The sequence below is a fragment of the Pseudomonas sp. WHRI 8519 genome, assembly GCF_040224055.2.
Classification (GTDB): Bacteria; Pseudomonadota; Gammaproteobacteria; order Pseudomonadales; family Pseudomonadaceae; genus Aquipseudomonas; species Aquipseudomonas putida_X.
In genome coordinates this window covers 599632-621236 of record NZ_CP167996.1, presented here as the reverse complement: position 1 = coordinate 621236, position 21605 = coordinate 599632, and the positions used below count along the sequence as shown (strand labels likewise).

At 63.4% G+C, this 21605-nt stretch carries 21 protein-coding genes, 1 pseudogene and 1 riboswitch; of the genes and pseudogenes, 15 read left to right on the top strand and 7 right to left on the bottom strand.

What is annotated here, in order from left to right:
* The first annotated feature begins 21 nt into the window (after nucleotides 1–21).
* From ABRP30_RS02860 to ABRP30_RS02830, 7 genes are all read left to right on the top strand, one after another.
* Nucleotides 22–1416: an ethanolamine ammonia-lyase subunit EutB gene (locus ABRP30_RS02860; protein WP_267820680.1), complete on the top strand. Its 1395-nt coding sequence runs from the start codon at nucleotides 22–24 to the stop codon at nucleotides 1414–1416.
* Nucleotides 1417–1424: 8 nt separating this feature from the next.
* On the top strand, nucleotides 1425–2240 hold the full coding sequence (gene eutC / locus ABRP30_RS02855) for an ethanolamine ammonia-lyase subunit EutC (protein ID WP_349975233.1): 816 nt from the start codon (nucleotides 1425–1427) through the stop codon (nucleotides 2238–2240).
* A 107-nt stretch (nucleotides 2241–2347) separates the two neighbouring features.
* A complete protein-coding gene (locus ABRP30_RS02850; protein ID WP_012312531.1) occupies nucleotides 2348–2806 on the top strand; it encodes an N-acetyltransferase in 459 nt (152 codons plus the stop codon).
* Between the two features lie 191 nt (nucleotides 2807–2997).
* Nucleotides 2998–3645 (top strand): DedA family protein, encoded by a 648-nt coding sequence (locus tag ABRP30_RS02845; protein WP_267820676.1) that lies wholly within the window; start codon nucleotides 2998–3000, stop codon nucleotides 3643–3645.
* Nucleotides 3646–3653: 8 nt separating this feature from the next.
* The gene (locus ABRP30_RS02840; RefSeq protein ID WP_267820674.1) at nucleotides 3654–4469 is read left to right on the top strand and encodes a zinc-dependent peptidase; all 816 of its coding nucleotides are present in this window, start codon (nucleotides 3654–3656) and stop codon (nucleotides 4467–4469) included.
* Between the two features lie 93 nt (nucleotides 4470–4562).
* Nucleotides 4563–5090: an inorganic diphosphatase gene (ppa, locus tag ABRP30_RS02835; protein ID WP_003255365.1), complete on the top strand. Its 528-nt coding sequence runs from the start codon at nucleotides 4563–4565 to the stop codon at nucleotides 5088–5090.
* 168 nt (nucleotides 5091–5258) lie between these two features.
* Nucleotides 5259–5966, top strand: a complete 708-nt coding sequence (locus ABRP30_RS02830; protein ID WP_349975232.1) for a S24 family peptidase — start codon at nucleotides 5259–5261, stop codon at nucleotides 5964–5966.
* Between the two features lie 238 nt (nucleotides 5967–6204).
* Here the strand turns inward: ABRP30_RS02830 and ABRP30_RS02825 are convergent.
* From ABRP30_RS02825 to ABRP30_RS02815, 3 genes and pseudogenes are all read right to left on the bottom strand, one after another.
* Nucleotides 6205–6315, bottom strand: a pseudogene (locus tag ABRP30_RS02825) (DUF3077 domain-containing protein); the annotation flags it as partial.
* Between the two features lie 214 nt (nucleotides 6316–6529).
* Nucleotides 6530–6772, bottom strand: coding sequence for a hypothetical protein (locus ABRP30_RS02820; RefSeq protein WP_267820670.1), 243 nt, complete (start codon nucleotides 6770–6772; stop codon nucleotides 6530–6532).
* 346 nt (nucleotides 6773–7118) lie between these two features.
* On the bottom strand, nucleotides 7119–9293 hold the full coding sequence (locus ABRP30_RS02815) for a TonB-dependent siderophore receptor (protein WP_267820668.1): 2175 nt from the start codon (nucleotides 9291–9293) through the stop codon (nucleotides 7119–7121).
* Between the two features lie 192 nt (nucleotides 9294–9485).
* On the opposite strand from ABRP30_RS02815, the gene ABRP30_RS02810 reads away from it, so the two are divergent.
* From ABRP30_RS02810 to ABRP30_RS02775, 8 genes are all read left to right on the top strand, one after another.
* Entirely contained in the window at nucleotides 9486–10178 is a 693-nt protein-coding gene (locus ABRP30_RS02810) for a response regulator transcription factor (RefSeq protein ID WP_241803972.1), read from the top strand.
* On the top strand, nucleotides 10178–11524 hold the full coding sequence (locus ABRP30_RS02805) for a sensor histidine kinase (RefSeq protein WP_267820666.1): 1347 nt from the start codon (nucleotides 10178–10180) through the stop codon (nucleotides 11522–11524). The genes ABRP30_RS02810 and ABRP30_RS02805 overlap by 1 nt, the downstream gene beginning before the upstream one ends.
* A gap of 82 nt (nucleotides 11525–11606) precedes the next feature.
* Nucleotides 11607–12497 (top strand): alpha/beta hydrolase, encoded by an 891-nt coding sequence (locus ABRP30_RS02800; RefSeq protein ID WP_267820664.1) that lies wholly within the window; start codon nucleotides 11607–11609, stop codon nucleotides 12495–12497.
* Between the two features lie 156 nt (nucleotides 12498–12653).
* Nucleotides 12654–12795: riboswitch (FMN riboswitch) on the top strand.
* Between the two features lie 80 nt (nucleotides 12796–12875).
* Nucleotides 12876–13526, top strand: a complete 651-nt coding sequence (gene ribB, locus ABRP30_RS02795) for a 3,4-dihydroxy-2-butanone-4-phosphate synthase (RefSeq protein WP_267820662.1) — start codon at nucleotides 12876–12878, stop codon at nucleotides 13524–13526.
* A 243-nt stretch (nucleotides 13527–13769) separates the two neighbouring features.
* Entirely contained in the window at nucleotides 13770–14012 is a 243-nt protein-coding gene (locus ABRP30_RS02790) for an exodeoxyribonuclease VII small subunit (RefSeq protein WP_054900824.1), read from the top strand.
* Complete coding sequence (gene ispA / locus ABRP30_RS02785; RefSeq protein WP_267820658.1) at nucleotides 14009–14896, top strand: (2E,6E)-farnesyl diphosphate synthase; 888 nt, start codon at nucleotides 14009–14011, stop codon at nucleotides 14894–14896. The genes ABRP30_RS02790 and ispA overlap by 4 nt, the downstream gene beginning before the upstream one ends.
* 108 nt (nucleotides 14897–15004) lie before the next feature.
* Nucleotides 15005–16900, top strand: a complete 1896-nt coding sequence (gene dxs / locus ABRP30_RS02780) for a 1-deoxy-D-xylulose-5-phosphate synthase (protein ID WP_267820656.1) — start codon at nucleotides 15005–15007, stop codon at nucleotides 16898–16900.
* A gap of 120 nt (nucleotides 16901–17020) precedes the next feature.
* A complete protein-coding gene (locus tag ABRP30_RS02775) occupies nucleotides 17021–18895 on the top strand; it encodes a TonB-dependent receptor domain-containing protein (RefSeq protein ID WP_267820654.1) in 1875 nt (624 codons plus the stop codon).
* On the opposite strand, the gene ABRP30_RS02770 is transcribed toward ABRP30_RS02775, so the two are convergent.
* The 4 genes from ABRP30_RS02770 to ABRP30_RS02755 form a co-directional block, all read right to left on the bottom strand.
* Nucleotides 18873–19685, bottom strand: a complete 813-nt coding sequence (locus tag ABRP30_RS02770; RefSeq protein ID WP_267820652.1) for a cobalamin-binding protein — start codon at nucleotides 19683–19685, stop codon at nucleotides 18873–18875. The two genes, ABRP30_RS02775 and ABRP30_RS02770, sit on opposite strands and share 23 nt — an antisense overlap.
* Nucleotides 19685–20104 (bottom strand): MFS transporter, encoded by a 420-nt coding sequence (locus ABRP30_RS02765; RefSeq protein WP_349975231.1) that lies wholly within the window; start codon nucleotides 20102–20104, stop codon nucleotides 19685–19687. Before ABRP30_RS02765 ends, ABRP30_RS02770 begins: the two co-directional genes overlap by 1 nt.
* Nucleotides 20101–20718, bottom strand: a complete 618-nt coding sequence (ribA, locus tag ABRP30_RS02760) for a GTP cyclohydrolase II (RefSeq protein ID WP_241803981.1) — start codon at nucleotides 20716–20718, stop codon at nucleotides 20101–20103. The genes ABRP30_RS02765 and ribA overlap by 4 nt, the downstream gene beginning before the upstream one ends.
* Nucleotides 20719–20852: 134 nt before the next feature.
* On the bottom strand, nucleotides 20853–21596 hold the full coding sequence (locus ABRP30_RS02755) for an ABC transporter substrate-binding protein (RefSeq protein WP_267820648.1): 744 nt from the start codon (nucleotides 21594–21596) through the stop codon (nucleotides 20853–20855).
* Nucleotides 21597–21605: the final 9 nt, after the last annotated feature.

Genomic DNA, 21605 nt, shown 5'->3' with positions numbered 1-21605 from the left:
GCGGCACTCTGGAGATTCTGTATGGCAAGTTTCGTACACACGGTAGGCCACCTGGTCTACCGTTTCGACAGCCTCAAGGACGTGATGGCCAAAGCCAGCCCCGCACGCTCCGGGGATTACCTGGCTGGCGTTGCCGCCGCCAACGATGGCGAGCGGGTGGCGGCGCAGATGGCACTGGCCAATATCCCACTCAGCCACTTCCTCAGCGAAGCGCTGATCCCTTACGAGCAGGATGAAGTGACCCGTCTGATCATCGACACTCACGACGCCCAGGCCTTCGCCCCGGTCAGCCACCTCACCGTCGGTGGCCTGCGTGACTGGCTGCTCAGCGACGAAGCCAACGAAGACAGCCTGCGCGCCCTTGCGCCAGGCCTGACCCCGGAAATGGCCGCTGCAGTCTCGAAGATCATGCGCGTACAGGACCTGGTGCTGGTGGCACAGAAGATCCGTGTGGTCACCCGTTTTCGCGGCACCATGGGCTTGCGCGGGCGCCTGTCGACCCGCTTGCAGCCCAACCACCCCACCGACGAGCCGGCCGGGATTGCCGCCAGCATTCTCGATGGTTTGCTGTACGGCAACGGCGACGCCATGATCGGCATCAACCCGGCCACCGACAGCACCGCCTCGATCTGCGCGATGCTGGAAATGCTCGACGCCATCATCCAGCGCTATGACATTCCCACCCAGGCCTGTGTACTGACCCACGTCACCACCTCCATAGAGGCAATCAACCGCGGCGTACCGCTGGACCTGGTGTTCCAGTCGATTGCCGGCACCGAGGCGGCCAACGCCGGCTTTGGCATCAACCTCAACGTGCTTCAGGAAGGTTACGAAGCCGGGCTGTCGCTCAAGCGCGGCACCCTCGGGCAGAACCTCATGTATTTCGAAACCGGCCAGGGCAGCGCCCTGTCGGCCAACGCTCACCACGGCGTCGATCAGCAAACCTGTGAAACCCGCGCTTATGCCGTGGCCCGTCATTTCAAGCCGTTTCTGGTCAACACCGTGGTCGGTTTCATCGGCCCCGAGTACCTGTACAACGGCAAGCAGATCATCCGTGCCGGCCTGGAGGACCACTTCTGCGGCAAACTGCTGGGCGTGCCGATGGGGTGCGACATCTGCTACACCAACCATGCCGAGGCCGATCAGGACGACATGGACACCCTGCTGACCCTGCTGGGAGTGGCCGGGATCAACTTCATCATGGGCATCCCCGGTTCCGACGACATCATGCTCAATTACCAGACCACCTCGTTCCATGACGCGCTGTATGCGCGCCAGACCCTGGGCCTCAAACCTGGGCCTGAGTTCGAGGCATGGTTGCAGCGCACCGGTATCTTCACTCAGGCCGATGGCCGGGTGCGCTTTGGCGACAACCTGCCACCGGCGTTCCGCCAGGCCTTGGCGCAACTGTCATAGAGGTGACCATGGATCAGACACCCACCCCCGAAAACCCTTGGCTGGCCCTGCGCAACCTGACCCCGGCGCGTATCGCCCTGGGCCGCAGCGGCATCAGCCTGCCAACCGGCGCCCAGCTGGACTTCCAGTTCGCCCACGCCCAGGCCCGCGATGCCGTGCACCTGGCGTTCGACCACCGTTCCCTGGCCGAACAATTGAAGCAGCGCGGCCGTGACAGCCTGGTACTGCACAGCGCTGCCAGCGACCGCCACCAGTACCTGCAACGCCCCGACCTGGGGCGGCGCCTGAACGAGCACTCGGTGGAGCACCTGCGCCAGCACGCCCAGGCCAACCCTGGCGGCTGCGACCTTGCCATCGTGGTGGCCGACGGCCTCTCGGCACTGGCCGTGCATCGCCATACCTTGCCGTTCCTGGCCCGTTTCGAGGAGCAGGCCGCCAGCGATGGCTGGACCAGCGCACCGGTGGTGCTGGTGGAGCAAGGCCGGGTGGCCGTGGCCGACGAAGTGGGCCAACTGCTGGGGGCGCGCATGACCGTGGTGCTGATCGGTGAGCGCCCCGGGCTCAGTTCACCCGACAGCCTGGGCTTGTATTTCACCTACGGGCCAAAGGTGGGCCTGACCGACGCTTACCGCAACTGCATCTCCAACGTTCGCCTCGAAGGCCTGAGCTACGGCATGGCCGCCCACCGCCTGCTATACCTGATGCGCGAGGCCTGCCGCAGGCAGCTGTCTGGCGTGAATTTAAAGGACGAAGCGCAGGTCCATACCCTCGACAGTGAAAACACCCCTGGCCAAAAAGGTAATTTCCTACTCGGTGAAGGGTAAAAAACATGTCACGGACGGCGGATTGCGCTTCTAGCCTGCATTGGGCAGCATGCTATTGAAAGCTGCTGGCATTCCGCTGTTTCCCAAATGGACTCTGAGGGCCGCACATGCGCATCATCAAGGCAACCCTGGAACACCTCGACCTGCTCACCCCGCTGTTCGTCCGATACCGTGAGTTCTATGGGCAACTGCCCTACCCGGACAGCTCGCGCAAATTCCTGGAAACGCGCCTCAAACGCGACGAATCGGTCATCTACCTGGCACTGCCGGACGATGACGACGCCAAACTGCTGGGCTTTTGCCAGTTGTACCCGAGCTTCTCGTCGCTGTCGCTCAAGCGCGTGTGGATTCTCAACGACATCTATGTGGCCGAAGACTCACGGCGCATGCTGGTGGCCGACCATCTGATCCGTGAGGCCAAGAAGATGGCCAAGGACACCCAGGCCGTGCGCATGCGGGTTTCGACCAGCGCCAACAACGAGGTAGCGCAGAGGACCTATGAATCCATCGGTTTTCGCAAAGATACCGAGTTCGAAAGCTACATTTTGCCAATCAGCCAAGACTGACCCGTACTGGCCCGAGCGCCGGCTGGCCGGCGATCGGGCCAGCAAAGACACCCTCAGTAACCCCCCGCTACAAACTCTCCGGGCATCCTCGCCACTTGGCCGTATAATGCCCGCTCCTGGCATGTCTGAAAATTTACCCTACCGCTCGTCCGCTCGCCCGTCGCTGCGGGTCAAGAACACAGGTGCTGTACATGGATTTCAACCCGCTGGACCTCATCCTGCATCTCGATGCCTACCTTGATCTGCTGGTCACCAATTACGGCCCCTGGATCTACGCGATCCTGTTCACCGTGATTTTCTGCGAGACCGGGCTGGTGGTGATGCCCTTCCTGCCGGGTGATTCCCTGCTGTTCATCGCCGGCGCCGTGGCCGCCGGTGGCGGCATGGACCCGGTACTGCTGGCCGGCCTGCTGATGGCCGCCGCAATCATGGGTGACAGTACCAACTACGTGATCGGGCGAACGGCAGGTGAACGGCTGTTCAACAAACCCAATTCGAAAATCTTCCGCCGCGACTACCTGCAGCGCACCCATGAGTTCTATGAACGCCATGGTGGCAAAACCGTGACCCTCGCACGCTTCTTGCCAATCCTGCGTACCTTCGCACCGTTCGTCGCTGGCATCGCCCACATGCACTACCCGCGTTTCCTGGCCTTCAGCGTTGCAGGCTCGCTGCTGTGGGTCGGCGGCCTGGTGACCCTCGGCTACTTCTTCGGCAACGTGCCGTTCATCAAGCAGCACCTCTCGCTGATGGTGGTCGGCATCATCTTCCTGTCGCTGGTGCCGATGGTCCTGGGCCTGCTGCGCGGGCGCCTGGGCCGCACCGCCAAGGCACACTGACGAACGCCATGTGGTCCTTCAGCGCCTGGCGGCGCAAGCGAACCCTGGCGCGCTACCCGGTCGACCCACAGCAATGGCAGGCGATCCGTGAACGCCTGCCGATGCTCGATGGCATCAGCGACGACGAAGATCGTCGGCTCCGTGATGCGTGCATCCTGTTCCTGCTCGACAAGCACCTGACCACCCTGCCCGGCGTCGAGCTGGATGATCAGCAACGCCTGTTCCTGGCTGCCCAGGCTCAACTACCGCTGTTGCACCTGGGGGACCTCAACTGGTACCAGGGCTTTCACGAGATCATCCTCTACCCGGACGACTTCAAAAGCCCCCAGCGCCACCGCGACGCCAGTGGCGTGGAGCATGTCTGGGATGGTGAACACAGCGGCGAGGCGTGGCAGCAGGGCCCGGTGATCATGGCCTGGGCCGGGGTGCTGGCCAGCGGCGGCTGGGAAGCCTACAACCTGGTGATCCACGAACTGGCGCACAAGCTCGACATGCTCAATGGCGATGCCAATGGCCTGCCACCGCTGCACAGCGACATGCAGGTCGAAGCCTGGGCCACGGCCATGCAGCAGGCGTATGACGACCTCAACCGCCAGCTGGACGCCGACCCTGAAGCGCAAACGGCCATCGACCCTTATGCGGCCGAAAACCCGGCAGAGTTCTTCGCCGTCACCAGCGAGTACTTCTTCAGCGCACCCGACCTCTTGCAGCAAGCTTATCCGCAGGTGTACCGGCAACTGTCGCTGTTCTACCGCCAGGACCCTCTGGCGCGCCTGACGCGGTTGCAGGACGAACACCCTGACTACCGCCAAAGCCCCACCTGATGCGCCCGCGCATCAGGTGGGGCGTGGCATGCCCTGCTCGAATGTGCCTATAATCGCCGCCACTTTTTTGATCAAACACGGGGGCACTGCCCAATGAGCTACAGCAAGATTCCGGCTGGCAAAGACCTGCCGAACGACATCTACGTCGCCATCGAGATCCCGGCCAACCACGCGCCGATCAAGTACGAAATCGACAAGGACAGCGATACCCTGTTCGTCGATCGCTTCATGGCCACCCCGATGTTCTACCCGGCCAACTACGGCTTCATTCCAAACACCCTGGCCGACGACGGTGATCCGCTGGACGTGCTGGTGGTTACCCCTTACCCGGTCGCCCCAGGTTCGGTCATCCGTGCCCGCCCGGTCGGCGTTCTGAACATGACCGACGACGGCGGCGGCGACGCCAAGGTCATCGCTGTGCCGCACGACAAGCTGTCGCAGCTGTACGTCGACGTCAAGGAATACACCGACCTGCCAGCGCTGCTGATCCAGCAGATCGAGCACTTCTTCGCGAACTACAAAGATCTCGAGAAGGGCAAGTGGGTCAAGATCGAGGGCTGGGAAGGCGCCGACGCCGCCCGCGCCGCGATCACCAAATCGGTTGCTGCCTACAAGGGCTGATACCGTTTGCACCAAGCCCCGCTTCGGCGGGGTTTTTTGTGCCTGCCGCAGTGGCAAAAAATCCTACAAGGTCCTAATCCAGGGTCCTACACCTAGGCGATTTTCGTACACGTCACGTCAACACCTGGTTCGTATCCCTACTGGCACACCGCCGGTACACTCCGGTGCATGAAAACCTCCGGTGACCGCCTCAAGGCCCTCCTCCACGAGTGTGGCTTGACCCCTGCCGATCTCGCCGCCCAGCGTGGTTTGACGGCCCAGCACGTGAACAACTGGTTCAAGCGCGGCATTCCCCTGGCTCGCCTGGACGAACTTGCCGACCTGTTCTGCGTACACCGGCGCTGGCTGCGCTGTGGCGAAGGCCCCAAACACCCCAGTTCGATCCTGCGCAGCCGCGCCCTGCAGCCCACCTCTGATACTGGTAATGTGCTCTCCTTGCTGTCGACCCGGGCGACCCGGCTATTGCAGGTGCCATTTCAACAAGTGCACGACGGCAAGCTCGTCGCGCTGGAGGGCAAGTACCTGCAACTGCCGATTGAAGCGCTGCAGGCCTTGGGCGTTGCAATGGATAATGTCGTTTGCCTGGCCATGCCAAGCCAAAACATGGCGCCGTGGGTTCCATCCGACGCGATAGTGGCCATTGACGTCAGCCAGACCCGGGTCAAGGACGGTGAAACCTATGCCCTGCTGCACAATGGCACCCTCCGGGTGAACAGCCTCAGCCTCGGCCACAACGGCACCTTGTGCCTGCACAGTCACGACAGGCGCAACTACACCGTGGAACGCTTCACCCCGGCCCAGCGCCAGGCACAGCACTTGGAGATACTCGGCTGGGTGTTCCACTGGTCGCATTTTTGCCGGCAACGCCCTGAATGAAACACCCTGTGCCATTTTTTGCTGGGCATCCTGAGCAGGCCCTTGTATGCTACGCGCCACATTCAGCCCCGACCGGCGCAAGCCGCAGGCCAGAGGGCTCGGCAACGTTTCACACGAACGTTCGCCATCTTTTTCAGGCCTTTGATGGCCACCCAGTTAAGGCGGTTGCGGCTTACCATAAATTAGCCGGAAGCGTCCCCGAGAAGCCGGCCACAAGCCGGCTTTTTAATGCCTGCTCTTAATGCTTCATGCCCAGCTCGGCACCATCCATCAGCGCCTTGGCCATGGCACTGAGGTAATGCGAAGCCCAGATCATCATGGGTTTCTCATCCATCAGGCCGTTTATGGTCGAACCTGGTTGTGTCAGTGGTCATTGTTCAATCTCCTTGAAATTTGCGCTGGCCGGCCTGGCCTCTCGCCGGCAAGCCGGCTCCCACAGGGATGGCGCCAGCTTTTAGAAGTTGAGCAAGACTGTTGGGCTCCAGTGCCCGCACCGCCGCTGAAACCTGTGGGAGCCGGCTTGCCGGCGATAGGGCCGGTATAGGCGGCAAATCTTCCAAGCCCTAATGCAAGGTCCGAGGGCCTGTGGGCATCTGCACCTGGATCAGCGCCGACTCGAGCAAAACCCGTAACGCCTCCATTTCATGCAGCGAGGTCATCATCAAAACCGATGCCGGTGACTTGGGATGCAGCAGCAGTGCCTGGTGCACAACGGTCGTGGCGCACAGCGCATAGTCCGTGGCCTGGATCAGGGTGTCTTCAAGGGAATGATTATCATGGGGTGGGTCAGGGACAATTTTAAGCATGGTGTAGCCCTCTGTGGATTCACTAGAGCCGCACACTCATGACTTGCAGTGTGATGGGTGGCGGCCACGTACAGGTCTGCAAGACCGGACAGAGAACGAAAACCGGCAGGTTCGAAAACCTCCCGTACGCAGCCACCGTCAAGCGCGCTCAATGGCAAACCATTGGCTTTCGGTGATAAGCATGCGTTTTCTGTGCGGGCTTGCAGGCCCGGTCGCTGATTTGGCAACGACGGGCCCAGACTAGGCCGCAGAGAAAAGCACCGCAATGCCGAAAAGGCGGGAACAAGCTATTTCAGAAATGGACTACAAGCAACGGTAAAAATCTGACAATTTCCTGGAAAATACGTCAGAAATCATAACGCGCGCCAACCATCATGCTGCGCGAAGGCCCATAGAAGTTGAACGTCGACGTCGACCCCACCCGCGACAGGTAATCACGGTCCAACAGGTTGTTGACGTTAAAGGTGGCCGTCAGCTTCGAGGTAACCGGGTACGACAGCATCGCATCCACCGTGGCGTACCCCGGCGCATCGATGCGCACGCCGCCGTTCTCGGAATGGAAGTTGCTCATCGCCGAGACGCCACCACCAATGGCCAGCCCGGTCAAAGGCCCTTGGCTGATGGTGTACTTGCTCCACAGCGACGCCTGGTGGCGCGGCATGATGAAGAAGGTGGTTTCGGCATCACCGTCGAGGGTTTCGGTTTCCATCCAGGTGTAGCCCGCCAGCACCTCCCAGTTCGGCGTCAGCTTGCCGCTGACTTCCACTTCGGCACCCTTCACGCGCGTCTTGCCCGATGCAACCGAAAACCCGGTGTCTACGCCATCCTCGTCATAGTCGGTGCTGGCGCGGTTCTCGTCGGTCAAACGGAATACCGAGAGGCGGGTATTGAGGTCGCCGCCAAAGTAACTGCTCTTGAGGCCAAACTCATACTGCTCGCCTTCACGCGGCTTGAGCACCCGGCCATTGCTGTCGGTGTCTGACTGCGGCTTGAATACCTGCGAATAGCTGGCATACAGCGCATGGGTATCGGTCAGGTCGTAGACGACGCCACCGTACGGCGTGAAGCGCCCATCCACGCGCTTGTTGTCATCGACAGTCGAACCCGTGCTCAGGGTAGTGGTGTAGAAATCACCGCGATACCAACTGAATCGGCCACCAGCAATCAGCGCCAAACGCTCGACCGGGCGGAAGGTGACCTTGGAGTACAGCCCGTACTCTTCCTCCTGCATGCCGGTTTCGGTGCTGTAGTTCGGCGACGGTTTGGCGAACTGGGTCGGCGAGTAGCTGCCGACGTTGATGCCCCCCAGGTTGGTGGTGCCGTTGAGGTACTCGGTGTCGTAGTTCTTGTAGTCGGTACCCACCACGAATTCGCTGACCTGGCCGAAGGTTTCGAACGGCTGGCTGTAGCTGGCGTCCAGCGAGTAGGTGTCCTGGGTGAAGTCGCGGGCACTGGCACGCTCGGAGTTGGCACCGGTGGTGGCATTGGTGGCGGTAAAGGCATAGAGGTAGTCGGTGTCGCGGTGCGAGCCACGGGCGGCGATACGGCCATAACCACCGTTGTCGAAGCGGTGCGTCAACTCGGCAACCAGGTCGGTGGTCTTGCCGTCGAAGTAGTTCCAGTCAGCGCCGAGGAACTTCGAATGGCTGAAATCCGGCACCTCACCAGACAGGGTTGCCGGGTAGCCGTTGTGCGGGGTGATGTTCTTCACTTCGTGAATCAGGCCGAATGACAGCTGGGTGTCGTCATCAAGGTCGATATCCAGCGCGCCGTAGTAGCTGTTGCTGGTGTTGGCGTTGTAGTCCACCTCCCCATTGGTGTCATCACGCGAGGCCACGAAGCGCCCACGCACCCGGCCTGCATCATCCAGCGGCCCGCCCAGGTCGATTTCTTCGTGGTTGGTGTCCCAGGTGCCGTACCTGGCCTCGACGTGGCCCTGGAATTCGGCGGTCGGGCGCTTGCGCACCATGTTGACGATACCGCCAAGCTCGCTGGTGCTGCTGAACAACCCCGCCGGGCCGCGCATGATCTCCACACGATCGAAGGCCGCCAGCGACGGCACGGTGCCGAAAATACTGGCCATGGGCGCCGGCAGGCCATCGATGTTGAACTCGCTGTACTCGTAGCCACGGGCATAGATCGACGAGCGCCCGCTGTCGTTTGTCAGGGTGCGCAGCCCAGCGGTGTACTTGGCCAGGTCATCGAGGTGCACGAACTGGCGGTCTTTGACGTAGTCCTGGGTGTAGACAGTGACCGACTGCGGTATTTCCTTGAGCGACGCGGGGGTCTTGGTGCCGACGGTGGCAGCGTCGACGCTGTAACCGCCGGTTTCTTCCGAAGGCAGCATGTCGTACAGGCGGTTGCCTTCGATGGTCAATGCCGGCAGGTCGAGCGAGGTGTCCGCAGCGACCTCATTGGCTACCGTTTCGGCCAATGCCGAGAATGAAAACGGCGCCAACAACCCCAGCATCAGCCAGCCCCGCGCCCGTCGCGGGCTCCCCACACCTTTGAAACTGCTCATGGCACACCTTCGCCCAAATGATATTTAATCGCAAACGACATACGTTGCTTTTTGCGAACGATACCGGACGAAAACGGGGGGTGCAGCAGGATTAACCTTCTTAACACATGCACCCGCCACGGGGTGATTGCCCTTAGCCTGCATGCAATGGGATGATCGCCAACTGATACGAATTCTCATTAAAGACCGCCAATGCCAACCTCACTCCTGCTCGTCGAAGATGACCCACGCCTGCGTGAGGACCTCCAGCGCCACTTCCTGAAGCGGGGCTTTCTGGTCAACGCCTGCGCCACCGGCCCGCAGGCGTTGAACGCGGTGCAACACGATGGCTTCGATCTGGTGTTGCTGGACATCATGCTGCCTGGCCTGGACGGCCTTAGCCTGCTCGACGAATTGCGCCGCCAGCAGGCAGTGCCGGTGATGCTGATGTCGGCACTGGGCGCCGAGCAGGACCGCATCAGTGGCTTTACCCGGGGCGCGGACGACTACCTGCCCAAACCCTTCAGCCTGGCGGAGCTGGACGCGCGGGTCGATGCCCTGATGCGCCGGGTGGCCTTTGACCGCAGGCCGGTAGCGGCAACCGACGCCGGCGAGGTGATGCTCGACCATGACCATCAGGATGTCGTTCACCACGGCAAGGCTGCCGGCCTCACGGGCTCTGAGTTTCGCTTGCTGGCCACCTTGAGCGCCCACCCCGGCGAGGCCTTGAGCAAAGCCTTTCTCTACCAGACCGTACTGCACCGCGCCTACACCCGCCTGGACCGCGGGCTGGACGTGCATGTGTGCAACCTGCGCCGCAAGCTGGCAGATATCGGTGCCCAGCATGTACAGATACAGGCCGTACGTGGCCAAGGGTACATCCTGGTCGATACGGAACGCCTGTGATGCGCCGCCACCCCTTGCTGTGGAAGCTGGCCGCGCTGCAAGTCAGCTTCTGCCTGTTACTGACCTGGCTCATCTGGACCTGGGGCCTGTCGGTGGAGCGCAGCAGTTATTTTCTGTCCCAGGCCGACCAGGATTATCTGGCGCGTTATGCGCAGCAGGCTGAACAGGCCTGGCAGCAAGGGGGGGCGAGCGGGGCCGAAGCCTTTCGCCAACACCTGCAGCACGCCGAGAACACCTGGGCGGCACTGATCGGGCCGCACCTGCAAAGCCTCGGCACCACGCCGTTGGATGCCGACGAGGCCAGCCGCCTGACCTTCATGCGCAAGCCTGACTGGCCGATGAGCCGGCGCCTGCAGGATGAGCTGCCCTACGTCAGCATCGAGTTCCCGCTGCATCCAGCGCGCGGCCGCCTGGTAATGCAACTGCCCGAGCGCCTGTTACCCACAGGCCTGACCCCCTGGACCCACGTCATCACTCACGGCGTAGCACCCACACTGCTGGCGCTGTTACTGGGCCTGGCGATCTATCGGCATCTGGTGGCACCGCTCAACCGCTTGCGCGACCGCGCCGACGCCTTGCGCGCAGACGACCTGGACAGCCCCGGCCTGCCCCTGCAGGATCGCCGCGATGAATTGGGCGAACTGGCGCAGGCCTTTGAACACATGGCCGGGCGCCTGCGGCAAAGCCTGGAGCAGCAACGCCTGCTGCTGCGTACCCTGTCCCACGAACTGCGTACGCCCCTGGCGCGGCTGCGCATCGCCCATGACAGTGATCTGTCGCCCGCCCAGTTGCGGGCGCGCCTGGGGCACGAGGTCAACGACATGCAGAAGCTGCTCGAGGACACCCTGGACCTCGCCTGGATGGACACTGAGCAACCACAGTTACGCACCGAACCGGTACTGATGCTTTCCGTGTGGGAAGCCTTATGCCAGGACGCCTGCTTCGAAAGCGGCTGGGACCGTGCTCGGCTACCCTGCTCGCTCGGCGTCGAATGCGTGGTGCAGGCCCATCTGGACAGCCTGGCCCAGGCACTGGAAAACCTCATGCGCAATGCCATCCGCCATTCGCCTGCCGATGGCCGGGTCAGCCTCGATGGCTGGCGTGAGGGCGACTGCTGGCACCTGCGCCTGAGTGACCAAGGCCCCGGCGTGCCTCACGCTGAACTCGAACGCATCTTCAAGCCTTACCAGCGCTTGCCCGACAGCGGCGCAGGTTTCGGCCTGGGGCTTGCCATCGCCCGCCGCGCGGTCGAACTGCAAGGCGGCAGGCTGTGGGCCAGCAATGGTCACCCCGGGCTTTGCCTGCACCTGTTGCTGCCGGCTGCTTCGCAATGTTTAGAAAGTTAATGCGCTTTACGCTCAATCAGGACTGATTATCATCTGAGCTCTTCCGCCTTGCGCTCCTTGCAAAGCATTGATGAGGCGCCTGATGAGCAAGATCACCCTGTCCCTGGCATTGGCGCTGGCCCTTACCGCCCCGGTTGCCCTGGCACAGCCGCAACGCGAGCAGCAGATGGACACTTCACTGCTGCAGCGCCAAGACCTGGCCTACCGCTTCAGCCACCTGGACCTGGACTCGGCCGATGGCCAGCGCCATTACCGCTTATGGATCGGCAAGCCGCAGCGCCCGGCACCCGCCGCAGGTTACCCGGTGTTGTGGATGCTCGACGGCAATGCCGCACTCGGTGCCCTGGACAGTGCGTTACTGGGCAGACTCGCAGCGGGCCAGGCACCGCTACTGGTGGCGGTTGGGTACCAGACCGAGCAGCGCATCGAGCGAACAGGCCGTACCTACGACTACACACCGGCAATCCCCGGGCTTGCAGAACAGCGCGACCCGCTGACCCACCTGCCCAGCGGTGGCGCGGATGCATTCCTGGATTTGCTTACCGAACGCATGCGGCCGATGGTGGCCGGCGTGGCGCCCATCGACCTGCAACGGCAGACCCTGTGGGGGCACTCGTATGGCGGCTTGGCAGTGTTGCATGCAGTGTTCACCCGGCCTGGAGCGTTCAGCCACTATGTGGCAGCCAGCCCATCGTTATGGTGGCACGACGGGGCGATCGTTCGCCAAGCGCAGACATTGCAGGAGCGCATGGGTGATAACCACCCGACGCTCTTGCTGATGCGTGGCAGCGAGGAGCCGGTGAGCCCGCGGGCACCGCTGCAAGGCGATGTGGAGCGGCCGATGCGAGAGCTGGCGGCGGACCTGGCCAAGGTGCCGGGGTTGCAGGTGCGTTTCGAGCGATTGACGGGGATTGGGCATGGGCCGATGCTGCCAGCTTCATTGCAACGCGTAATCGAGGATATGTCGCGCTAAGCCTGCACGGCACCCTCGCCGCATCACTAATGGCGGGCTTGCCGCCGGCAATCTGGGGCATATCCTCGAAGCCGTTGCATGAGCCGATCACCCCTGATACGCCGAAGGTCGCAGATCATCGGCTTGTCAGCAGGGTAGCACTGTGCGGTATGCTTGCCCGGTCTTCAGGGCGGGGTGAAAGTCCCCACCGGCGGTAAATCGAAAGATGAGCCCGCGAGCGCCCCGGCCATGCCGGGGGTCAGCAGATCTGGTGCAACTCCAGAGCCGACGGTCATAGTCCGGATGAAAGAAGGCGTCAGGCAAGGGCCATCAGGGCGCCCTTGCGCGCGCATTTTGTTCGCCCCGAGACGTTCATCGATCATTCACGAGGAGCGTTTCATGTCCCCCAAGCATCACCAGCAATTCCCCAATGTGTCCGCTGCCGTCGCCGCCTTCCAGGCCGGCCGTCCCGTACTGCTGCTCGACGATGACGACCGCGAGGACGAAGCAGACATCGTTGCCGCCGCCGAAAACCTGTCGCTGCAGACCATGGCCATGATGATTCGCGATTGCAGCGGCATCGTCTGCCTGTGCCTGGACGAAGCCACGGTCGATGCCCTGCAACTGGCACCGATGGTGCCGAACAACCAGGCTCGCCACGGTACTGGCTTCACCGTGACCATCGAAGCGGCTGAGGGTGTGAGCACCGGCGTCAGCGCGCAGGACCGTATCACCACCATCGAAGCAGCCTTGCGCTCGACGGCCGAGCAACGGCATATCGTCAGCCCCGGCCACGTATTCCCGCTGCGGGCGCGTGATGGCGGGGTGCTGACCCGTCGCGGCCATACCGAGGGCTCGGTGGACCTGGCTCGCCTGGCGGGCCTGCGCCCGGCAGCGGTGCTGTGCGAGCTGATGAACCCCGATGGCAGCATGGCCCGCGGCGAACAGGTGGCGGTGTATGCCCGCCAGTACAACCTGCCAGTGCTGACCATCGCAGAGCTGGCCCGTTGCCGCGAAGCGATGCTGGAGCGGGAAGCTGTGCCAGCCTGATCGATCGACGGGGCCGCCTTGCGGCCCAATCGCCGGCAAGCCGGCTCCCACCGCGACCGCGCAGCTCTTCAGGCCTGCGCCCTGTCTCTGGGAGCTAGGCTTCGGCAATTCTTGAGGCTTGCGCCATATTTGTGGGCGCCGGCTTGCCGGCGATCGGGCCGGCAAATTCACCCTCAAGTTTGCTCCCCCCGCCCCGCTCTGCTAGTGTCGCGCCGTTCTGTACAGCCTCCGAGACCCGTCGCCATGGCCCGCAAAAAAGCCTCCATCGATTTCGAGCAATCCCTCGCCGACCTGCAAACCCTGGTCGAACGCTTGGAGAACGGCGAGCTGTCGCTGGAAGACTCGCTGGCCGCCTTCGAGCAAGGTATCGCCCTGACCCGCGATTGCCAGGGCGCCCTGGCCCAGGCCGAGCAGAAAGTACAGATACTGCTCGAACGCGACGGCGAGCTCGCCGCTCAGCCCTTCGATGCGGAGCCAGAGGCATGATCGGTGCCTACCAGGCCAGTAGCCAGGCGCGCGTCGATGCGGCCCTCGAACCCCTGTTCATCGCGCCCACCAAGGAGCTTGAGCGGCTATACGCCGCGATGCGCTACAGCGTGATGAACGGCGGCAAGCGCGTGCGCCCGCTGCTCGCCTATGCCGCCTGCCAAGCGCTGGGTGCAGCGGCCGAGCAGGCCAACGGCGCCGCCTGCGCAGTGGAGCTGATCCACGCTTATTCGCTGGTGCATGACGACCTGCCCGCCATGGACGATGACGACCTGCGCCGCGGCCAGCCGACCACCCATAAAGCCTTCGATGAAGCCTGCGCGATCCTCGCCGGCGACGGCCTGCAGAGCCTGGCCTTCAGTGCCCTGCTCGACCCACGGCTGAGCCCGCAGCCCGACGCCATCCGCCTGGCCATGGTCCAGGCCCTGGCCAAGGCTGCAGGCCCTGCCGGCATGGTCGGAGGCCAGGCCATCGACCTTGGCGCCGTAGGCGTGAAGCTGGACCAGCAGGCCCTCGAGTTCATGCATCGGCACAAGACCGGCGCACTGATCGAAGCCAGCGTGCGCCTGGGTGCCTTGGCCAGCGGCCGCGCCGAGCAGGCGCAGCTGGACGCCTTGCAGGTTTATGCTCAGGCCATTGGCCTGGCATTCCAGGTGCAGGACGACATCCTCGACGTGGAAAGCGACACCGCCACCCTCGGCAAACGCCAGGGTGCCGACATCGCCCGTGACAAACCGACCTACCCGGCCCTGCTTGGCCTGGAAGCGGCCAAGGCCTATGCGATCGAACTGCGCGACCAGGCGCTGGTCGCACTTGAAGGGTTTGGTGAAAACGCAGAACCCCTGCGAGCGTTGGCGCGCTACATCGTCGAACGCCGCCATTAAGCACGGATTCGAACCCGCACCCAGGGGGCGCGCCACCTCTGGTTGAATGGGCACTTTACCCACAATGGGGTAAACTGCCGCGTCTTAACATCTATAACGACTCGCCTGATGCCCACGACGTTTCAAGAGATCCCCCGCGAACGCCCGGTCACGCCGTTGCTCGACCGCGCTGACACGCCAGCCGGCCTGCGCCGGCTGGCCGAAGCCGACCTCGAGCACCTGGCCGACGAGTTGCGCCAGGAGCTGCTCTACACCGTGGGTCAGACCGGTGGGCATTTTGGCGCCGGCCTGGGCGTGATCGAACTGACGATCGCCCTGCACTACGTCTTCGACACCCCGGATGACCGGCTGGTGTGGGACGTCGGCCATCAAGCCTACCCGCACAAGATCCTCACCGGCCGGCGTAACCGCATGCTGAGTCTGCGCCAGAAGGACGGTATCGCCGCCTTCCCGCGCCGCAGCGAGAGTGAGTACGACACCTTTGGCGTCGGCCACTCCAGCACCTCGATCAGCGCCGCACTGGGCATGGCCATTGCCGCCCGCCTGCAGAACAGCGCGCGCAAGTCGATTGCCGTGATCGGCGACGGTGCCCTGACGGCCGGCATGGCGTTCGAGGCGTTGAACCATGCCCAGGAAGTCGACGCCGACATGCTGGTCATCCTCAACGACAACGACATGTCGATCTCGCGCAACGTTGGCGGGCTGTCCAACTACCTGGCCAAGATTCTTTCCAGCCGCACCTACGCAAGCATGCGCGAGGGCAGCAAGAAGGTGCTGTCGCGCCTGCCCGGTGCCTGGGAGATTGCCCGTCGCACCGAGGAATACGCCAAAGGCATGCTGGTGCCCGGCACCCTGTTCGAGGAGCTGGGGTGGAACTACATCGGCCCGATCGATGGCCACGACCTGCCGACCATGATCGCCACCCTGCGTAACATGCGTGACCTCAAAGGCCCGCAGTTCCTGCACGTGGTGACCAAAAAAGGCAAAGGCTTCGCGCCGGCCGAGATCGACCCGATCGGCTACCACGCCATCACCAAGCTCGAGCCTGCCGACAAGCCGGCCGCACCGAAGAAGGCCATCGGGCCGAAGTACTCGGCGGTGTTCGGCCAATGGCTATGCGACATGGCCGCTGCCGACAACCGCCTGGTGGGCATCACCCCGGCAATGAAGGAAGGCTCGGACCTGGTGGCCTTCAGTGAACGGTATCCCGAGCGCTACTTCGATGTGGCCATCGCCGAGCAGCATGCCGTCACGCTGGCGGCGGGCATGGCCTGCGAAGGCAGCAAGCCGGTGGTCGCGATCTACTCGACCTTCCTGCAGCGCGCCTACGACCAGTTGATCCACGACGTGGCGGTACAGAACCTCGACGTGCTGTTCGCCATCGACCGCGCCGGCCTGGTCGGCGAAGACGGCCCAACCCACGCAGGCAGCTACGACCTGTCGTACCTGCGCTGCATCCCGGGCATGCTGGTAATGACCCCCAGCGACGAAAACGAACTGCGCAAGATGCTCAGCACCGGCCACCTGTACAACGGTCCGGCCGCCGTGCGCTACCCACGCGGTACCGGCTCCAACGCGCCGATCAGTGGCGACCTGGACCCGCTGGAAATCGGCAAGGGTGTCGTCCGTCGCCAGGGCGAGAAGGTCGCTTTGCTGGTGTTTGGCGTGCAATTGGCCGAGGCCCTGCAGGTCGCCGAGCAAATCAACGCCACCGTGGTCGACATGCGCTTCGTCAAGCCGCTGGACGAAGCGCTGGTGCTGGAGATGGCAGGCAGTCATGACCTGCTGGTAACCCTCGAAGAGAACGCCATCATGGGCGGCGCCGGGGCTGCCGTGGGTGAGTTCCTGGCCAGTCAGGGGGTGGTCAAGCCGCTGCTGCACCTGGGCCTGCCGGATCTCTATGTCGAGCACGCCAAGCCTGCGCAGATGCTGGCTGAATGTGGGCTGGATGCAGCCGGCATCGAGGCGTCTGTGAAGGCGCGCATGGCCAGGCTCGGCCTGTAATTCCCGCGGCCGCCTTGCGGCCCATCGCCGGCAAGCCAGCTCCACAGGTATTGCGCTGAACCGAAGAACAGCGGGGTACGCGTGGCAGCCGGCTTGCCGGCGATTGCTATGGTAATGCCAATGAAATTCCCAACCCTTACCGCTACCCTGCTCTGTCTTCCGGTCCAGCTGCTGGCCGCCGAACGCGACGACGCCCTGAAGCTCCCCGACATGCTGATCAGCGCCAACCGCCAGGCCGAATCACGCACCGCCACCAGCGCAGCCAATACCGTCTTCACCCGCAGCGACATCGACCGCCTGCAACCGGCCAGTGTCACCGACCTGCTCGCCCGCGTGCCCGGCGTGCAAGTCGCGCCCACCGGTGGCCGCGGCAGCCTGCCGGGTATCTTCATCCGCGGCACCAAAACCGCGCAGAGCCTGGTACTGGTCGACGGTGTGCGTATTGCCAATGCCACCTCCGGCGACAGCGGCCTGCAGTTTATCGACGTCGACCAGATCGAACGTGTCGAAGTGCTGCGCGGCTCACGCTCGGCGATCTACGGCAGCGATGCCATTGGCGGCGTGATTCAGATCTTCACCCGGCGCAGCAACGGCCAGGGCCTGCAGCCGCGCCTGCGCATGGCGGCAGGCACCGACCAGACCTGGCAACGCAGCCTGGGCCTGTCCGGCGGCGACGGCGCGACCCGCTTCAACCTGGGCGCCAGCCTGGACGAAACGGCAGGCATCGACTCGACCGGCCCGTCCTTCGCCAGCGACGGCGATCATGACGCCTACCGCAACACGTCGTTCAACCTGAGCCTGAGCCACACGTTTGGTGAACGTTTCGAAGCCGGCTTGAACCTGCTCGACAGCCAAGGCCGCAGCGAGTACGACAATCCATTCGGCGGCTTCGACCCGGTCACCTTCGAAAGCTTCGGGCAAAAGCCCTACACCGAGTTCAGCGTCAGCAGCTTGGGCACGTACTTCGACGCTCAGTTCAATGACCTGTGGCATTCGCGCCTGGAGCTGGGCCATAGCGAAAATCGCGACGACAAGCGCGACAAACTCAGTGATGAGCGCTCGGTGTTCAACACCTATCGCGACCAGGTCACTTGGCAGAACGACCTGGCCCTGAGCGAGCGGCAGAACCTGTTGATCGGTGGCGACTGGTACGAAGACCGCGTGCACGCCAGCACCGATTTCAGTGAAGACAGCCGCTGGAACCGCGCCGCCTTCATCCAGCATCGCTTCCACGGCGAGCACCTGTCTACCGAACTGGGCGTGCGCCGCGACCAGAACCAGCAGTTTGGCGGCCAGACCACGTGGAGCGGTAGCCTTACCGTGCCGCTGAATACCCACAACGATGTGCTGCTGTCCTACAGCGAAGGCTTTCGGGCCCCGACCTTCAACGACCTGTACTACCCACAGTACAGCAACCCGCAGCTGGACCCGGAGCACTCCAGAAGCTACGAGCTGCAATGGCGCAGCCAGCTCAGCCGCGACAGCCGCCTGGAAACGTCGCTGTACCGTACTGACCTGCGTGATGCGATTATCTTTGGCCAGGACTCGATCCCGCGTAATGTCGCCTCGGCGCGCATCAACGGGGTGGAAATGGCGTTGGAGCAACAGTGGGGCGAATGGCGCAGCCAGCTGGGCCTGGCATTGATCGATCCGCGTGATCGCGACAGCGGCCACACCCTCGCCCGCCGCGCACGGCGCACCTTGAGCCTGGACCTGGACCGTCAATTCGAGCGCTTCACGGTAGGGGGCAGCTGGCAGGCTGTCAGCGCCAGTTACGACGATGAGGCCAACCGCAACCGCCTCGGCGGCTATGGCCTACTGGGCCTGCGCGGCAGCTGGGCAGCGACCGACGAGCTAAAGCTGGAAATTAAGCTGGATAACGTGCTGGACAAGGGCTACAGCCGTGCGCTGTACAGCTACGATGGCGCCAGCTACGGCTACCGCGAAGAGGGCCGCACGGCACTGTTCAGCGTCACCTGGACGCCGGCGCTTTAGCTTCGAGCAGCGCACACAAGCGGGCGGTGGCTTCGATCATCTGCCCGCTGGGCCGCTCCAGGCCCTTGTCTGGCACCACCAGCAGACGGCCATCGGCCACAGCGCTCAAACCTGGCCAAGCCTTCCAGCTTGCCAACTGCCCCTGGTCGCCAGCCAGGATCACCTGCGGATCGCGCAGCAGCACTGATTCCACATTCACTTGCGGTGCCGGCTGGCTCAGGTCGGCAAAGATATTGCGCGCCCCACACACCGCCAAAGCATCACTCACCACCTGTCGCCCACCCAAGGTGTAGAGGGGCCGGTCCCAGACCTGATAGAACACCCGTAGCGGCTGCTCACGCCGATAGTGCTGACGCAGGTGCTGCAAGCGTTCACGCAGGCCGCCCACATACTGCCGCCCCTGTTCTGCCCGCCCTACACGCACGGCAATGGCCTCGATCTGTTCGAGCAGTTGCTCAAGGTCGTGAGGTTCAGCACTGAAGGTGGCGATACCCAGGCGCGTGAGCTGGTCGCGCTGGGCCGCTGCCACGCTGCCGGGCCAGAGCAACAGCAGGTCGGGCCTGAGGCTGAGCAGGCGTTCCATGTCCAGTTGCCCCTGGCGCCCCACCGAAGGCAGATTACCCAGCGCCGCCGGGCGCTCGCCGCCGTCGAGTACGCCCACCAGCAGGTCGTCGGCCTGCAGCTCGAGCATGATTTCGCTCATCGATGGGGCAAGGCTGACCACGCGCAGGGGCTCGCCAGCCTGGACAGTGCAGGCCAGCAGCGCCAGCAGGCAGAGCAGGCCGCGCATCACCCCAGCTGACGCGGGATGCGGTAGAGGTAAAGCACCACCACGGTGGATAACGCCAGAAGGATTTGCGGCACTGCTTCGAGCCCTACCAGCACCGACAGTGCGGCGACCCAGGCAGGGAAGCAGGCGAACAGCATGGCCATGCGCCGCACCCGAGCCAGCTCGATCCAGGCGGCCGGCTCTTCAGCCGTGCCAAGTGACTTGGAAGTGGCGATCAAGGCACGCTTGTAGGCGCCAAAACGCGGCAGGCTGAGGAACAGGGTTGCCGCACCGGCGATGAACAGCGGCATGGCCAGCACCGGGATCAGCGCATCGCCACCGCCAAAGGCCCAGGCCATCACCGGCAGCGGCACCAGGCCGACCGCCAGGTATTGCCACCAGGCCAGCGCCAGGCGCCGCTTCACCTCGCTGCGGGTCACGCCTGGGGAACCTCCCCCTGGTGTTCGTTACCCAGCATGTGGCCAAGCTTGTCGGCCTTGGTCGCCAGGTAGTAGCGGTTGTGCGGGTTATGCCCGGTATGCAGTGGCACACGCTCGGCAACCTTGATGCTCATATCGGTCAGCGCCTTGACCTTGCGCGGGTTGTTGGTCATCAGGCGCAGCGACTTCACACCCAGGTGCTCGAGCATCGGCAGGCAGATCGCGTAATCACGCTGGTCGGCAGCGAAGCCCAGGCGCTCGTTGGCCTCTACAGTGTCGGCACCGCCGTCCTGCAGCTCATAGGCGCGGATCTTGTTCAGCAGGCCAATGCCACGGCCCTCCTGACGCAGGTACAGCAGCACGCCACGGCCTTCACGGGCAATGGCCTGCAGGGCCGCTTCCAACTGCGAGCCACAGTCGCAACGCTGGCTGAACAGGGCATCGCCAGTCAGGCACTCGGAATGCAGGCGCCCCAACACCGGCTCACCGTCGGCGATGTCACCCAGGCTGAGCACCACGTGCTCACGGCCGGTGGCTTCGTCGAGGAAACCATGCATGGTGAAAGTCGCGAAGGGAGTCGGGAGTTTAGAGGCGGCAACAAAGACGACGGGCACGTTGTGCTCCTGGATAAGTAGGAAAATTCTCGTGAAGCGATTGTATCAGCAGGTCAGCGCCTGTGCGCTGGCTGAATACCGTGGGTTAAGATCGAAAAGTTCGATATTCGGTTAGCCTGCGACAGCCTTGGGTGCTATTGGGGCTTGCTGTCGGCAGTGAAGGGATACGGCTGCTTCCAGTGCTGGAAGATAGGCTTCAACTCGCCGCTGCGTACCAGTTCAGCCATGCGTCGGTCGAACAGCTCACTCAGGGCCTTGCCGTGTTCGTTGCGGGCAAAGGCCAGGTACAACGGCAGTTCGGCGACATGGGTGCGACGGAACCGCTCTGGCTGGGAGGTTTGGCCAAGGACGTAGTCAACCTCGGTCAGCGCATCGATGTAGAAGTCCACGCGATCATGCTCAAGCATTGGCAGGATGCCTTCGCGCCGCTGGATCTCACGCGCCTCCTTCACGTTCGGCAGGTAGCTGCCGTAGTCGTAGCCACGCACCCAGGCCAGGCGATACTGACCCACGGTGTCCAAGGTCGGCACCGGCTTGCTGGCAAGCCCCAGCGCATAGATGTGGTCCATGTCGAAGTGCCAGCGCGGGTAGAGGTTATCCTCGTTCTCATCCTTGTAGGAACCGACCCAGGCATCGGCCTCGCCGCGTTTGACCAGCCCGACGGCCCGGCTGTAAGGGGCACTTTTTGCCACGACCTTGACGCCAGCAGGCTCGAACACCTTGCGCAAGACATCCCAGGCCACGCCGGTACCATCGGCATTGGTGTAATCCAGCCACTCTTCACTGACCAGATGGACCTGTTTCGGGACGCCTTCGGCTGCCAGCGCCCCATGGGCACAGCAGAGCAGTATTGCCAGCAGCACAGTCCGAATGGCCATAAAAGCGCT